Raw genomic sequence first — 15,079 nt, forward strand, 5'->3', positions numbered from 1 at the left:
TACAAAAATCGTGATCCGTTTGTTGTTCGAAAGATGCCCCGCATAGCTTCGGTGCGGCTGTTCGTCACGCAGTGCGCCGCGCCCGCGGCACCGGACAGTCATCGCCGAGTCCCCCATGACGCGAGTCAGGGGAGCCGGGGACCCACACGTAGTCCCTGGGGTGAATCGGACGCCCTCTCCGGAGGGGGTCCGTAGGAGACCTTCCTGCTCCGAACCCGTCAGCTAACCCGGTAGGCGAGAGGGAAGGAAAGGATCAGCCCCTACATGGCGTTCACCTGTGGCACCGGCAAGCATCGTCGTACGAGCCGCGTGCACAGCACGACCACCACGACCGCCGTCGGGGTCGCGGCGCTCACCACCACCGGTGTCATCGGAACCCTGGGCGCCCCCGCGTTCGCCGCGGAAGCCTCCGTCGAGCAGACCGGGCTGACCCAGACCATCACCCTCAACGACACGGTCGCCGACCAGATCGACGCCCAGGCCTTCGCCCAGCTGCGTGCCGCCGACGAGGCCGCCGCGCGCAAGCAGGCCGAGCAGACCGCGCGCAAGCAGGCCGCCGAGCAGGCCCAGGAGCTGCGCGAGACCAAGGAGCGCGCCGCCCGCGAGGCCGAGCGCAAGCGCCTGAACACGTTCGTCATGCCGATCACCGGTTCGTACGTCTCGACCGGCTACCAGGCGAGCAGCAGCCTCTGGTCCTCCGGCAGCCACACCGGCGTCGACTTCCACGCAGCGTCCGGCACCTCGGTCCACGCCGTCGGCTCCGGCACGGTCGTCACGGCCGGCTGGGGCGGCGCCTACGGCAATCAAGTCGTGATCAAGATGCACGACGGCACGTACACCATGTACGGCCACCTGTCGTCCATCGGGGTGTCCGTGGGCCAGACGGTCACTCCGGGGCAGCAGATCGCCCTCTCCGGGGACACCGGCAACACCACCGGACCGCACCTTCACTTCGAGGCCCGTACGACCGCGGAGTACGGATCGGACATGAACCCGGTCGCGTACCTGCGCTCGCACGGCGTCAACGTCTGACGACCGCTTCGCGGCTTCTTCACCGCTTTCGATGCCCCGGCTCACCGAGCCGGGGCATCGCCGTTTCCGGACGCGTCTGTCCAAAAAATATCCCTGGATTCAGGCCTGCCATCGGAAATTCAGGCTTCCTGCAATAGAGTCACTGAACAAGCGTCAATCGACGGCGTTTCACGGGGATTAAAGCGGAGGTCGGTCATGCGTATTCCGGCACACTCGGTGTGCACGGCGATCCGTGACGACATCGTCGCGGGTGTCTACGAGCGCGGCGGCCGCCTCACCGAGGAACTGCTCGCGCGCCGGTACGGCGTCTCGCGCGTCCCCGTGCGCGAGGCCCTGCGCACGCTGGAGGCCGAGGGGTTCGTGGTCACCCGCCGTCACGCGGGCGCGTGTGTCGCGGAGCCCACCGAGCTGGAGGCCGCAGACCTCCTGGAGATGCGCATGCTGCTGGAGCCGCTGGGGGCCGCGAGGGCCGCGCAGCGGCGCACCGAGGCCCACCTGAAGGTGCTGCGAGGACTGGTCAGGCTGGGGCAGGAGCGTTCCAGGCGAGGCCACAGCGAGGATCTGCGCTCGTTGGGCGGCTGGTTCCACGAGACGCTCGCGCAGGCGTCCGGCAGCCCCGCGCTCACTTCGACGCTCGCCCAGCTGCGTCACAAGATCGCCTGGATGTACTCGGTGGAGGCGCCGGCCGACCCCACGGAGTCCTGGGCGGAGCACGGCGGCATCGTGGACGCGGTCGCCCGCGGGGACAGCGAGCGGGCCCGCGCGATCACCGCCCTGCACACCGAGCGCGCCACGGCCGTGCACCGGCTCCGATTTCCCGGCGGCGACCGGCCGGATCGTGTGAGAAGTTCGCAACATCCCGTAAACATGACGGGCCCGCGTCATTAACACGGGCGCCGTATACAAAGAGGGATATTCGGCAGGGGCTCATTTCTGATGCCCTTTTATGCGTGTGTCCGGAATTTCGGCGCACGTCATTCCCATGGCCATGGAGCGAGGTCGTACGTGGCGGGTGGGGAATTTCCGAGCGAGAGTACGGAAAACGACTGAGCCGCGCCACCCGGTGAGGGGGGCGCGGCTCGGTCGTGTGTGTCCGGATGCCTCGTGGGCGGCTCAGACGGTCTCGGGGAGCTCGTCGAGCCCCTCGGCGACCAGCTTCGCCAGACGGTCGAGAGCGACCTCCGCGCCCTCGGAGTCCGACGTGAGGACGATCTCCTCGCCGCCCTGGGCGCCCAGGCCGAGGACCGCGAGCATGGAGGCCGCGTTGACGGGGTCGCCGTCGGCCTTGGCGATCGTCACGGGGATGCCGGAAGCCGTGGCGGCCCGGACGAAGATGGAGGCGGGGCGGGCGTGGAGGCCCTCGGTCCAGCCGACGTTGACGCGGCGCTCAGCCATGTGATGCTGCCCTTCGGGTTTTCAAGGTTGTCTAGACCATTGTTCCATATCGCGAGGCGTGCCCGGACGGTCCCGGACCTCACCCGCCGCGGTGCCGGCCGAGGACCCGCTCCGACGCCCGTCACCCTCAGACTGCCTCGCGCCGTTGTCGTACGCGAGCCGTACTCTGGGGCCCATGCAGACCTCGGCGGACCGGCATGAGTACCCAGCCCACTGGGAGGCCGACGTCGTGCTGCGTGACGGCGGCACCGCACGCATCAGGCCCATCACCGTCGACGACGCCGAACGTCTGGTCAGCTTCTACGAGCAGGTGTCGGACGAGTCGAAGTACTACCGCTTCTTCGCGCCCTATCCGCGGCTGTCCGCCAAGGACGTCCACCGCTTCACCCACCACGACTTCGTGGACCGCGTGGGCCTCGCGGCCACCGTGGGCGGCGAGTTCATCGCCACCGTGCGCTACGACCGGATCAACGCGAACGGGATGCCCGCCTCGGCGCCCGCCGACGAGGCCGAGGTCGCCTTCCTCGTACAGGACGCCCACCAGGGCCGCGGTGTCGCCTCCGCGATGCTCGAACACATCGCCGCGGTGGCCCGCGAGCGCGGCATCCGCCGCTTCGCCGCCGAGGTACTGCCCGCCAACAACAAGATGATCAAGGTGTTCACGGACGCCGGATACACCCAGAAGCGCAGCTTCGAGGACGGTGTCGTACGCCTGGAGTTCGACCTCGAACCCACCGACCGGTCCCTGGCCGTGCAGCGCGCGCGGGAGCAGCGCGCCGAGGCCCGCTCCGTGCAGCGGCTGCTCGCCCCCGGCTCCGTCGCCGTCATCGGCGCCGGACGCACACCCGGCGGGGTCGGCCGCAGCGTCCTCGACAACCTCAGGGAAGCCGGGTTCGCCGGACGTCTGTACGCCGTGAACACGGCATTCCAGGAGAAGGAACTCGACGGAGTCCCGGCCCACCGTTCCATCAGGGACATCACCGAACCCGTCGACCTCGCCGTCGTCGCTGTGCCGGCCGAACACGTCCCCGAGGTCGTGACGGAATGCGGCGAACACGGCGTGCAGGGACTGGTGGTGGTCTCCGCCGGCTACGCCGAGAGCGGCCCCGAGGGACGCGAGCGCCAGCGCGAACTCGTGCGGCACGCGCGCACGTACGGGATGCGCATCATCGGGCCCAACGCCTTCGGCGTCATCAACACATCGCCCGGCGTCCGTCTGAACGCCTCGCTCGCCCCCCAGATGCCCCGCCCCGGACGCATCGGCCTGTTCGCGCAGTCCGGCGCCATCGGCATCGCCCTGCTGGCCCGGCTGCACCGGCGTGGCGGCGGCGTCACGGGTGTGACCGGCGTGTCGACCTTCGTCTCCTCCGGGAACCGCGCGGACGTCTCCGGCAACGACGTCCTGCAGTACTGGTACGACGACCCGGACACCGACGTCGTCCTGATGTACCTCGAATCCATCGGCAACCCGCGCAAGTTCACCCGCCTCGCGCGCCGGACGGCTGCCGCGAAGCCGCTCGTCGTGGTCCAGGGGGCCCGGCACGGCGGAGCCGCTCCCCAGGGGCACGCCGTACGGGCCACACGACTGCCGCACGCCACCGTGTCCGCGCTGCTGCGCCAGGCCGGAGTGATCAGGGTGGACACGATCACCGAACTCGTCGACGCGGGCCTGCTGCTGGCCCGCCAGCCGCTTCCCCGGGGACCCCGTGTGGCGATCCTCGGGAACTCCGAGTCGCTGGGGCTGCTGACGTACGACGCGTGCCTGGCCGAAGGACTCAGGCCGCTGCCACCCAAGGACCTCACCACGGCGGCCTCGGCGGAGGACTTCCACCGGGCCCTGTCCCGGGCGCTCGCCGACGACGGATGCGACGCCGTCGTCGTGACGGCCATGCCGGCGGTGGGGGAGACCTCGGCCGCCGACGCGGCACTCGCCGAGGCGCTCCGCTCCTCCGCCCTGGAGGCTCCGGCGAAACCCGTGCTCGTGGTGCACGTCGAACTGGGCGGACTCGCCGAAGCCCTGTCCGCCGCCGCGAGTACCGCGCCGCAGGCCCCCGAGAGGGCACCCGGCGCGGCGCCGACGCCCGGCGCCCGCTTCCACCCCTCGGACCGGTCGCCCGCCGCGATCCCCGCCGAGCCCGTGCCGGACTCCCGGCTCATCCCCGCCTACCCCGCCGCCGAACGTGCCGTCCGCGCCCTCGCCGAAGCCGTCAAGTACGCCCAGTGGCGCACGGACGCCGGAGAGCCCGGCAAGGTGCCCGAGTACGAGGACATCGACGAGAAGGGTGCCGCCCGGCTGATCGACGACCTCCTCGCGCGCGGGGAGGGTCTGACCCTGGCAGGCGAGCAGACGGCCGTCCTGCTCGGGCTGTACGGCATCGAGGTGCACAGTGCCCTGCCCGCCCCCACCGCGGACGACGCGGTGGCGGCAGCGCACGCCATCGGATACCCCGTGGCCCTCAAGACCACCGCCCCGCACCTCCGGCACCGCGCGGACCTGGGCGGCGTACGCCTGGACGTGGCGGACGAGGAGCAGCTGCGCCGGGCGTACGCGGAGCTGACCGAGCTGTTCGGGCCACCCACGGTGCTGCGCCCCGTGGTGCAGGCGATGGCGCCGCGCGGTGTCGACACGGTCGTCCGCGCGGTGATCGACCCGGCCGCCGGGGCCGTCCTCTCCTTCGGGCTCTCCGGAGCCGCCTCCGAACTGCTCGGGGACACCGCGCACCGGCTGATCCCGGTCACCGACCGGGACGCGGCCTCGCTGGTCCGGTCGATCAGGACGGCACCGCTCCTGTTCGGCTGGCGGGGCTCCGCGCCGGTCGACACGGCGGCCCTCGAAGAGCTGATGCTGCGCATCTCCCGGCTGGTCGACGACCACCCGGAGGTCGTCGCGGTCTCGCTGGAGCCGGTGGTGGTCTCCCCGGCCGGCCTGAGCGTCCTGAGCGCCACCGTACGGCTGGCCCGCGCCCCGCTCCGGGACGACCTCGGCCCCCGGACACTGCCCGTCGTCTGAGCCGCCCGAGCCGCCCGGGTCGCCTGAGCCGACCCGGCCCTCCGAGCGGTCCGGGTCGCCGGAAGGGGGCGGCACTGTGACGGCGGGCACCCGCCCGGACGCCTGCCGGGCCCGCGTCGCACCGGTCACCCTGCGCGATTCGGTCTGATCCGTCCACGACAGACCCGAGCGAGCGGTGCCTCGCAGTCAGTGGGCCCCCGTAGGATGGACGGCATGGCCAAGACCAGTACGACGACCCAGGGGCTGCGAGCGGCGATCGAGCGCAGCGGCTACTACCCGGCCCTCGTGGCCGAGGCGGTGGAGGCCGCGATCGGCGGCGACACCATCCGGTCGTACCTGGTCCACCAGGAGACGACGTTCGACGCGAACGAGGTGCGTCGGCACGTCACCGTGCTGGTCCTCACCGGCAACCGTTTCATCGTGAGCCACACGGACGAGCAGAACGCGGACACCACCTCCCCGACCCCCTACGCCACGACCTCGACGGAATCGGTCAAGCTCGGCCGGATCTCCTCGGTCGTCGTCAGCCGCGTCGTCGCGAACCCGGAGTCGTACACGCCCGGCACGCTGCCCCGTGAAGTGGTCCTGACCATCGGCTGGGGCGCCGTCTCCCGCATCGACCTGGAGCCGGCCGCCTGCGGTGACCCCAACTGCGAGGCCGACCACGGCTACACCGGAAACTCGACGGCGGACGACCTGAGCCTGCGGGTCAGCGAGGCGGGCGACGGTCCGGAGACCGTCCGCCAGGCGCTCGTCTTCGCGCAGTCCCTCTCCGAAGCGACCGCGGACGTCGCCCGCTGATGGCCCTGCCCACCTGGGATCACCCGGAACCGCTCGCCGTCGACTCCGCGCCCGTGCCCGAGTACGGCGCCGGTTCGCTGGCCGATCTGCTCCCCACGCTCGCCGCCGGCATGTCCGTGCCCGGCGCGACCGCCGCCATACCCGAGCTGACCGCAGCCGACCGGAACTGCGTGTTCCTGATCGACGGTCTCGGCTGGGAGCAGCTCAGGGCCCACCCGGACGAGGCCCCCTTCATGACCTCGCTGCTGGCGTCCTCGCGCGGCGGTACGGGACGTCCGATCACCGCCGGCTACCCGGCCACCACCGCGACCTCCCTCGCCTCCGTGGGCACCGGCCTGCCCCCGGGCGCCCACGGCCTGCCCGGCTACACCGTGCGCAACCCCGCCACCAGCCAGCTGATGAACCAGCTCCGCTGGAACCCGTGGACCGAGCCGCGCGCCTGGCAGCCCCATCCCACGATCTTTCAGCTGGCCGACGCGGCCGGGGTGCACACCGCCCAGGTCTCCTCGCCGACCTTCCAGAACACTCCGCTGACCAAGGTCGCGCTGAGCGGCGGGACGTTCCACGGCCGGCTGTCCGGCGAGGAGCGTATGGACTTCGCCGCCGAGCAACTGGCCGCCGGTGACCGCTCGTTGGTCTACACGTACTACGCGGAGGTGGACGGCAAGGGCCACCGCTTCGGCGTCGACTCCGACCCCTGGCGCGGCCAGCTCATGTACGTCGACCGGCTGGTCCAGCGCCTCGCGGAGCAGTTGCCGCCGCGCACGGCGCTGTATGTCACCGCCGACCACGGCATGATCGACATCCCGTTCGACGAACAGCACCGCATCGACTTCGACGAGGACTGGGAGCTGCGCGCCGGTGTCGCCCTGCTGGGCGGAGAGGGCCGCGCCCGTCATGTGTACGCGGTCCCGGGCGCCGAGGCGGACGTGCTGACCTGCTGGCGCGAAGTGCTGGGCGAGCAGTTCTGGGTCGCCTCCCGTGACGAGGCGATCGACGCGGGCTGGTTCGGCCCGCGGGTCGACGAGCGGGTCTACGCCCGGCTGGGTGACGTCATCGCCGCCGCCCGGGACGATGTCCTGATCACCGCGTCCGAACGGGAGCCGAAGGAGTCGGTGATGGTCGGCAACCACGGCTCGATGACCCCGGCCGAGCAACTGGTGCCCCTCCTCCAAGTACGCTCCTGACGCCGTCCCCCTTCCCCGTTGCCGAAAGGTGCTCAACTCCCCATGCCCGAGCTGGTGTTCTTCTCTGGAACGATGGACTGCGGGAAGTCCACGCTGGCTCTCCAGATCGAGCACAACCGCTCGGCGCGGGGCCTGCAGGGCATGATCTTCACGCGTGACGACCGCGCGGGCGAGGGCAAGCTCTCCTCGCGCCTCGGGCTGGTCACCGACGCGGTCGAGGTGGCGGACGACCAGGATCTGTACGCCCATCTCGTGGACCATCTCTCGCAGGGCGGCCGGGCCGACTACGTGATCGCGGACGAGGCGCAGTTCCTGGCACCCGCGCAGATCGACCAGCTGGCCCGGGTGGTGGACGACCTGGACGTCGACGTCTTCGCCTTCGGGATCACCACCGACTTCCGGTCCAAGCTCTTCCCCGGCTCCCAGCGCCTGGTCGAACTGGCCGACCGGGTCGAGGTGCTCCAGGTCGAGGCCCTGTGCTGGTGCGGTGCCCGCGCCACGCACAACGCCCGCACCGTGGGCGGTGAGATGGTCGTCGAGGGTGCCCAGGTGGTCGTGGGTGACGTCAACCAGCACGAGAACATCGGCTACGAGGTCCTGTGCCGCCGGCACCACCGGCGCCGTATGACAGCCGCCACGGCCCGCGCGAGCGCCCTGTCCCCCGACGTCCTGCCGATCGCCTCCGTCTGAGCCCTGTCCCGAGCCCCTCCCTGGAGAGTTGCAGTCCCCGGAGAGCTGCCGGGTCGGGAGAGCCGCCGGGTCAGGAGACGGCGTGGATCAGGGAGAAGACCGCGCCCTCCGGATCCGTGACCGTCGCCACGCGGCCGTACGGGGAGTCGTGGGCCGCCCGAAGGAGGTGTCCGCCGAGTTCCGTGACGAGGCGGACGGTGTCGTCCAGTTCGGCGGCCTCGAAGTAGGTCAGCCAGTGCGGGCCCCGGTCGCGCGGCAGGGTGTTCCCGACACCGTGGAGGCCGGCCACCGGCCGTCCGTCGATGTGCAGGGTCACGTAGTCGAAGCCGGGCGAGACGGTCGGCTCCAGGTCGTAGCCGAACACCCCCTGGTAGAACTTGACGACGCTCTCCGTGTCGCGGGTCACGAGCTCGTTCCACGCCGGGGTGCCGGGGACGCCGGTGAGCTCCGTGCCCAGGTGGGCCACTCTCTGCCAGATCCCGAAGACGGCGCCCGACGGGTCGGAGGCGATCGCCAGGCGGCCGGCCTCGGCGGCGTCCAGCGGTCCCACGCCCACGGTTCCCCCGCTGTGCCGGACCTTCTCGGCGGTCCGGTCCACGTCGGCCGACGCGAAGTAGGGCGTCCAGGCGATCGGCAGGTGCCGGTCGGGCGGCAGCTGGCCGATCCCGGCCACCTCGCGGCCGTCGAGCAGCGCCCGCGCATACGGGCCGAGCTGCGGGGGGCCCGGCTGGAACTCCCAGCCGAACAGCGCTCCGTAGAACTCCTGGGTCGCGGCCGTGTCATGCGCCATCAGGCTCACCCAGCAGGGTGTCCCGGACGTGTGCCGAGCGTGCGTGGTGCCGTTCGGGCCGGCCGATTCCCGTGCCTCGGTCATCGTCACTCTCTTCTCGGCCCCTCGCGGTGGCCGGTCACCTTCCGCCTGCGAACACGCGTACTCAGTCGCGTGCGTGCGCGCCCCGTGCCGATGGTCGCACCACCGGTCATGCCGGAGGTCCCTCCCGCGCCGCCGTCGAGCGGTGCGCGACCGGACGACGCCCGATCCGCCACCTCTCGTCCGTCGCGGAGCGATGCCGTGCGGTGCCCATCGGTTGTACAGCATGTGCCCGGTCCCATACGCCTGGTGATCGGACCTGCCCGGCGGAGCACAGTAGCCGGACATGGACGAAGCGGCCACCCCGTGCGCAAGGATGGGGCCATGAACGCCATCATCACGGCACCCGAACTGGCCAGTGACCTGGCAGGGCCGACCCCGCCGGTCCTCCTCGACATCCGCTGGCGGTTGGGCGGTCCCAACCTGCGCTCCGAGTACGAGAACGCGCACATCCCCGGTGCCGTCTTCGTCGACCTGGATTCCGAACTCGCTGGTCCGGCCGGTGCGGCGGGCCGGCATCCGCTCCCCGACCCCGAGGTCTTCGGCGCGGCGATGCGGGCCGCGGGAGTGTCCAAGAACCGCGATGTCGTCGTGTACGACGGAGGGCAGGGCTGGGCGGCAGCGCGCGCCTGGTGGCTGCTGGGCTATTCGGGTCACCCGTCGGTACGCGTGCTTGACGGCGGGTTCGCCGCCTGGAGCGGGCCGGTCTCCTCGGAGGTCCCCTCGCCGGCGCCCGGAACGTTCGTGCCGACGGCCGGCGCCCGGCCGTCGCTCGACGCGGACGGGGCGGCCGCGCTCGCCCGCACCGGGCTGCTGCTGGATGCCCGCGCGGGGGAGCGGTACCGGGGCGAGGTCGAGCCGATCGATCCCGTCGGCGGTCACATCCCGGGTGCCGTGTCCGCGCCGACCACCGAGAACGTCACGGAGGACGGACGGTTCCTGCCGGCGGACGAACTCGCCGACCGCTTCAAGTCCTTCGGGGTGACACCGGCGTCCGAGGTCGGCGTCTACTGCGGTTCCGGCGTCTCGGGCGCCCATGAGGTGCTGGCCCTCGCCGTGGCCGGCGTTCCCGCCGCGCTGTACGTCGGTTCGTGGTCGGAGTGGTCCCAGGACGCGGCCCGCCCCGTCGCGACGGGCGCCGACCCGCAGTGACCCCGCGGTGGTGAGAGCCAGGACGCCGGGCGACCACCCCCGGGAAGGCCGGGGGCGCCCACGGGAGCACCGCTCATGACGACGGGGCCCGCACCGGATCGGTGCGGGCCCCGTCGTCATGGATCCGGCTAGTCCTGCTTCTTACGGCGTGTGCCGAAGACGATCTCGTCCCAGCTCGGGACCGCCGCTCTGCGGCCCGGACGGACGCCGTCGGCCTCGGCCTGGCGGTCGGTCGCGCCGACGAGCCGGTCGCGGTGGCTGCCCACCGAGCGGGGCATGAGCACGTCCGCGTACGCGGAACCGGCACCCGCCGAGGCGGCGGGAGCCGGGGGCTCCTCCTCCTCGGACTCGGGGACGGGCTCCTCGGCCGCGGGGCGTTCGGCTGTGGCGGGCCGCTCGGGCACCACCATGTCGCCCCGGAAGCTGGGCACCGCCTCCAGAAGGCTGGTCAGCGAGTCCCTGTCCTCCGCCTCTTCGGGGGATTCCGGGGACGCCGGAGGCAGACTCGGCCGCTCCGTCTGGCGGTCCAGGGCACGGTCCAGCGGACGGTCACGGGGCAGCCGGGCGATCCGCGGCACGAACGGGAAGCTCGGCTCGGGCGCGGCGAGGTCGTCGGACTCGCCGATCAGCGAGCGCGCCTCGTCGTCGACGGCCTGGACGAGCCGCCGGGGAGGGTCGTAGGTCCAGCTCGCCGCGTGCGGTTCGCCCGCGACCCGGTAGACCAGCATGACTTCCCAGGTGCCGTCGTCGCGTCGCCAGGAGTCCCACTGGACGGTGTCCTTCTCGGCTCCCCGGATCAGCAGCCGCTCCTGGACGGCCTCACCGAGCTGGGGACCGGCGTTCTCGCCGGGGCGGCGGACGGGAGTCTTCCGGGCACGCTCGGCCATGAAGGCGCGCTCGGCCAGCACGGGTCCCTCGAAGCGGCGTACGCGATCGACGGGGATGCCGGCGAGCTGGGCGACTTCCTCCGCGGAGGCACCGGCGCGTATACGCGCCTGGATGTCGCGGGGGCGGAGATGGCTCTCCACCTCGATCTCGATCTGGCCGAGGCGGGGACGGTCGCCGCGTACGGCGGCACGCAGCCGCTCGTCAATCGGAAGCGTGTATTCCGTACTGTCCGCAGCCTTCAGCACCAGCCGTGTGCCGTCGTTAGAGACGGCCACGACACGCAGTTCGGGCATGGGGACCTCCCGGGTGGTGCCTGCCGACGTCACGTGCGTCGCTGCTTCCGCTAGTCGAGTGTGGCCTGCCCGGGTGCAGCCTGCCACAACCTTGCCGAGTTGCCCGGCGTGTCGGGCGCAGGCCCGGGGGCGCCGTTATGGCACGGTTACCTATTCGCAACGCTAAGTGACGAACTCCATCACCCTGTGCAACGAGCCCCCTCCCGGTGGTCCTGCAAGGCCCCGGACGCCCTGGCGGGAGTCCGGACCCAGGGCTCGCAACAGTACTCCATTCGGGCCACATGCGTGGATCGGCACGCCGCCCAACTTCTAGCGGGGGGTGCTAGTTGGCCGATCCGGACGCCCTTTCGGCGGCCGAGCGATGTGGCGCACTTCACGCAATCGGCAGAAACGGAACTTATCGTTTCGCCTGTACGTCCCCTTCTCGTGCGGTCGGTCGATCAAGTACGGGAAAGGCAGGCTAGGTCCGGGAATGCGTGAGAAGCCGGAAGTCGGCGGCGAACAGCCGGGTACCGACAGGGAACCGAGGAAGAGGCGGCTGGACCTGAGCGTCCCCCAGGTGGCGGGGAGCGCGGTCGCCGCGGTGGTCGCGGCGAAACTGGCGTCCTGCTTCGGCGTCTACGGGACGATCCTGGGCGCCGGGCTGGTCAGTGTCGTCGCCACCTGCGGAGGAACGCTGTTCCAGCACTTCTTCAGCCGCACCGGCGAACAGTTCCGTGACGTGACGGTGCAGCCGAGACCGAGGTCCCGGGAGCTGCCCGGTGCGCCCGGGGGGTTCGGCGAGGGGACCGTCTACCGCGCTCGGGTCAGGAGCTGGAAGAGGCCGCTGGTCGCGACCGCTCTCGTCTTCGGTGTCACGATGGCCGGAATCACCACGTACGAAGCGGTCTCGGGGCGGAGTTTCAGCGGCGACGGCACCAGCACGACGGTCGGCGACGCCTTCACGGGGCACAACGCCGGCTCGGGGGAACGGAAGCCGGACACGGCACCGTCGACCGGGTCCTCGCCGTCCTCGCCGACGGCCCCTCAGGAGACTCCGGCGCCTTCCGGCGACAGCACCGGCCCCGTCGACGCGGGCGGCGACGGCACGGCCACCGTGCCGACCCCGGGGGACGGCACGGCATCGGAGCCCGGAGCCGGGGACGGCACCCCGGCTCCCGAACCCAGCGCGACCGCTACGACCCCAGAACCCTCCGCAAGTAGTCGTTCGCAAAGCGCCGGTCCGGATCGAGACGGTCCCGCAGCGCGGTGAACTCGCCGAAGCGCGGGTAGGCCTTGGAGAAGTACTCCGCGTCGCGGGTGTGCACCTTGCCCCAGTGCGGCCGGCCCTCGTGCGCGGTGAAGATCCGCTCGGCCGCGGTGAAGTACGCCTGGTAGGGGGTGCCCCGGAACATGTGGACGGCGATGTACGCGCTGTCCCGCCCGGACGCCGTGGAGAGGGTGATGTCGTCGGCGGGCGCCGTCCGCACCTCCACGGGGAAGCTCACCCGCAGGGTCGAGCTGTCGACCATCGCCTTCAGTTCGCGCAGCGTCTCGACCAGGGCCTCGCGCGGCACGGCGTACTCCATCTCCACGAACCGCACGCGGCGCGGAGAGGTGAAGACCTTGTACGGGATGTCGGTGTAGGTCCGAGCGGACAGCACGCGGCTGGAGAATCCGGCGATCGACGGGATGGCCGCGGGGACGACCCGGCCGAGCAGATTGGCCACCTGGAAGGCGCCGTTGGAGAGGAACTCGTCCTCGATCCAGCCGCGGACGGGGCCGACCGGGTTCTCGGGGCCCGCGCTGCGGTTGTTGCGCTTGGTGTTGCAGTTGCCGGTGTGCGGGAACCAGTAGAACTCGAAGTGCTCGTTCTCGGTGAAGAGTTCCTCGAAGTCGGCGGTGACCTTGTCGAAGGTCATCGGCTCCTCGCGGGCCGTGAGCAGGAAGACGGGCTCCACGGAGAAGGTGATCGCGGTGACGATCCCCAGGGCGCCGATGCCTATGCGGGCCGACGCGAAGACCTCCGGGTTCTCGCTCTCGGAACAGGTCAGCACCGAGCCGTCGGCCGTCACCAGTTCAAGGCCCTTGATCTGGGCGGCGATCGAGGCCGAGTCCCGCCCGGTGCCGTGGGTTCCGGTGCTGGTCGCCCCCGAAACCGTCTGCTCCATGATGTCGCCCATGTTGGTGAGCGACAGACCCTCGCGCGCCAGGGCCAGGTTGAGCCTCTTGAGCGGGGTGCCGGCCTCGACGGTGACCGTCATGGCCGTGCGGTCGATCTTGCGGATCCCGGTCAACAGTTGAGGGCGGATCAATACGCCGTCGGTCGCGGCGGCCGCCGTGAAGGAGTGCCCGGTGCCGACGGCCTTCACCGTCAGACCGTCCTCGGCCGCCTTCCGTACGGCGGCGGAGAGTTCGTCCACCGAGGCAGGGGTGACCTCCCGTACGGGCAGGGCGGTGACGTTGCCCGCCCAGTTACGCCACGTGCCGCTCTTCTCGCTCACTGTGGTGCTCATGAGACCCTCCCCGCTGCAGAACCGGCCTGCTGAGCCGGCGGTAGCCGAGGAAACCGACCGCGACCGCGACGGCCCCGGACACCGCCGGAACCCCGTACCCGGCCTTCGCGCCGGCGGAGTCGATCACCCAGCCGGCCACGGAGGAACCGAGCGCGACCCCGACGGCGAGCCCTGTACTCACCCAGGTCATGCCTTCGGTCAGTTTCGCGCGAGGTACGTGCTGCTCGATGAGGGACATCGTCGTGATCATCGTGGGAGCGATGGACAGGCCCGCAACGAACAGCGCCACGGCCAGGAACGGCAAGTTTCCGACCAGTAGGAGGGGGATCATACTCACGGCCATCGCGCATATGCCCAGCAGCCACCTGCCTTCCGCGGCCCCCTTGAAGTGCAGCAGTCCGAAGACCGCTCCCGCGAGACAGGAGCCCGCCGCGTAGAGGGCCAGGACGATGCTCGCGGCGCCTTTGTGGCCCTGCTCCTCGGCGAAGGCCACCGTGACCACGTCGACGGCTCCGAAGATCGTCCCCGTCGCCACGAACGTGGCCACCAGGACCTGGAGTCCCGCCGAGCGGAGCGCCGAACCGCCGCTGTGCTGTCCGCGCGGATGCGGCTCGGGCTCGGTGGCGCGCTGGGAGGTCAGCCAGAAGACCCCGGCCGTCAGGAAACAGGCGGCCAGCAGCGGTCCGGCCTCCGGGAACCACACCGTGGACAGGCCGATGGAGATGATCGGTCCGAAGATGAAGCAGATCTCGTCCACCACGGACTCCAGGGAGTACGCGGTGTGCAGTTGCGGGGTGCCTCCGTAGAGCGCGGCCCAGCGGGCCCGGATCATCGCGCCGATGCTCGGGACGCAGCCGATGCCGGCCGCGCACACGAACAGGACCCAGTCCGGCCACCGGTAGTGCGAGGCGACCAGCAGCATCCCGGCCGCCGCGAGCGCGAAGACCGTCACCGGGCGCAGGATCCGCCGCTGACCGTGCAGGTCCACCATGCGCGAGACCTGCGGACCCATCGCCGCGGCGGCCAGCGCCATGGTCGCCGACAGGGCGCCCGCGAGGCCGTAGCGCCCGGTCAGCTGGGAGATCATCGTGACGACGCCGATGCCCATCATGGACAGCGGCATCCGGCCGAGCAGGCCCGCGGCGGAGAAGCTCTTGGAGCCGGGGGCGGCGAACAGGGCGCGGTACGGGCTGGGCACGAGGGTCTCCGTCGGCTCGGCTCGGTTCGGCCCCGCCCCGTCACGCGGGCGGCCCGAACCAGGGTAA

13 protein-coding genes and 1 riboswitch are annotated in these 15,079 nt (G+C 71.3%); of the genes, 8 read left to right on the top strand and 5 right to left on the bottom strand.

Features of this window, described 5'->3' with window-relative positions; genetic code table 11:
- Nucleotides 1–92: 92 nt before the first annotated feature.
- A riboswitch (cyclic di-AMP (ydaO/yuaA leader) is annotated at nucleotides 93–252 on the top strand.
- A 12-nt stretch (nucleotides 253–264) separates the two neighbouring features.
- Both ACF07B_RS30150 and ACF07B_RS30155 read left to right on the top strand, forming a co-directional pair.
- Nucleotides 265–1,032 (top strand): M23 family metallopeptidase, encoded by a 768-nt coding sequence (locus ACF07B_RS30150; RefSeq protein ID WP_392181281.1) that lies wholly within the window; start codon nucleotides 265–267, stop codon nucleotides 1,030–1,032.
- 195 nt (nucleotides 1,033–1,227) lie between these two features.
- The gene (locus tag ACF07B_RS30155) at nucleotides 1,228–1,920 is read left to right on the top strand and encodes a GntR family transcriptional regulator (protein ID WP_362394792.1); all 693 of its coding nucleotides are present in this window, start codon (nucleotides 1,228–1,230) and stop codon (nucleotides 1,918–1,920) included.
- 225 nt (nucleotides 1,921–2,145) lie between these two features.
- Here ACF07B_RS30155 and ACF07B_RS30160 read toward each other — a convergent pair whose 3' ends face one another.
- Nucleotides 2,146–2,427, bottom strand: coding sequence for an HPr family phosphocarrier protein (locus ACF07B_RS30160; RefSeq protein WP_362394795.1), 282 nt, complete (start codon nucleotides 2,425–2,427; stop codon nucleotides 2,146–2,148).
- A 175-nt stretch (nucleotides 2,428–2,602) separates the two neighbouring features.
- Between ACF07B_RS30160 and ACF07B_RS30165 the strand changes: the two genes are divergently transcribed.
- From ACF07B_RS30165 to ACF07B_RS30180, 4 genes are all read left to right on the top strand, one after another.
- Nucleotides 2,603–5,437 carry a GNAT family N-acetyltransferase gene (locus tag ACF07B_RS30165; RefSeq protein ID WP_392181282.1) on the top strand — a complete coding sequence of 945 codons (2,835 nt, stop codon included), beginning with the start codon at nucleotides 2,603–2,605 and terminating at the stop codon, nucleotides 5,435–5,437.
- A gap of 213 nt (nucleotides 5,438–5,650) precedes the next feature.
- Nucleotides 5,651–6,238: a DUF5998 family protein gene (locus ACF07B_RS30170; RefSeq protein ID WP_392181283.1), complete on the top strand. Its 588-nt coding sequence runs from the start codon at nucleotides 5,651–5,653 to the stop codon at nucleotides 6,236–6,238.
- A complete protein-coding gene (locus tag ACF07B_RS30175) occupies nucleotides 6,238–7,425 on the top strand; it encodes an alkaline phosphatase family protein (protein WP_392181284.1) in 1,188 nt (395 codons plus the stop codon). Before ACF07B_RS30170 ends, ACF07B_RS30175 begins: the two co-directional genes overlap by 1 nt.
- 42 nt (nucleotides 7,426–7,467) lie before the next feature.
- On the top strand, nucleotides 7,468–8,115 hold the full coding sequence (locus ACF07B_RS30180; protein ID WP_328447179.1) for a thymidine kinase: 648 nt from the start codon (nucleotides 7,468–7,470) through the stop codon (nucleotides 8,113–8,115).
- A gap of 70 nt (nucleotides 8,116–8,185) precedes the next feature.
- Here the strand turns inward: ACF07B_RS30180 and ACF07B_RS30185 are convergent, their stop codons facing one another.
- Nucleotides 8,186–8,989 carry a VOC family protein gene (locus ACF07B_RS30185; RefSeq protein ID WP_384243440.1) on the bottom strand — a complete coding sequence of 268 codons (804 nt, stop codon included), beginning with the start codon at nucleotides 8,987–8,989 and terminating at the stop codon, nucleotides 8,186–8,188.
- Between the two features lie 321 nt (nucleotides 8,990–9,310).
- Here ACF07B_RS30185 and ACF07B_RS30190 point away from each other — a divergent pair, with 321 nt between their 5' ends.
- Nucleotides 9,311–10,138, top strand: coding sequence for a sulfurtransferase (locus ACF07B_RS30190; RefSeq protein WP_392181285.1), 828 nt, complete (start codon nucleotides 9,311–9,313; stop codon nucleotides 10,136–10,138).
- A gap of 128 nt (nucleotides 10,139–10,266) precedes the next feature.
- Here ACF07B_RS30190 and sepH read toward each other — a convergent pair whose 3' ends face one another.
- Nucleotides 10,267–11,352: a septation protein SepH gene (gene sepH, locus ACF07B_RS30195; RefSeq protein WP_369479537.1), complete on the bottom strand. Its 1,086-nt coding sequence runs from the start codon at nucleotides 11,350–11,352 to the stop codon at nucleotides 10,267–10,269.
- 439 nt (nucleotides 11,353–11,791) lie between these two features.
- Between sepH and ACF07B_RS30200 the strand changes: the two genes are divergently transcribed.
- Nucleotides 11,792–12,571 (top strand): hypothetical protein, encoded by a 780-nt coding sequence (locus ACF07B_RS30200; protein ID WP_392181286.1) that lies wholly within the window; start codon nucleotides 11,792–11,794, stop codon nucleotides 12,569–12,571.
- On the opposite strand, the gene ACF07B_RS30205 is transcribed toward ACF07B_RS30200, so the two are convergent.
- Both ACF07B_RS30205 and ACF07B_RS30210 read right to left on the bottom strand, forming a co-directional pair.
- Nucleotides 12,495–13,814 (bottom strand): D-arabinono-1,4-lactone oxidase, encoded by a 1,320-nt coding sequence (locus ACF07B_RS30205; protein WP_392181287.1) that lies wholly within the window; start codon nucleotides 13,812–13,814, stop codon nucleotides 12,495–12,497. The genes ACF07B_RS30200 and ACF07B_RS30205 overlap by 77 nt on opposite strands.
- A complete protein-coding gene (locus ACF07B_RS30210; protein ID WP_384242591.1) occupies nucleotides 13,774–15,012 on the bottom strand; it encodes an MFS transporter in 1,239 nt (412 codons plus the stop codon). The genes ACF07B_RS30205 and ACF07B_RS30210 overlap by 41 nt, the downstream gene beginning before the upstream one ends.
- Between the last annotated feature and the right edge of the window lie 67 nt (nucleotides 15,013–15,079).

Source organism: Streptomyces sp. NPDC015532 (assembly GCF_043078065.1).
Lineage (GTDB): Bacteria > Actinomycetota > Actinomycetes > Streptomycetales > Streptomycetaceae > Streptomyces.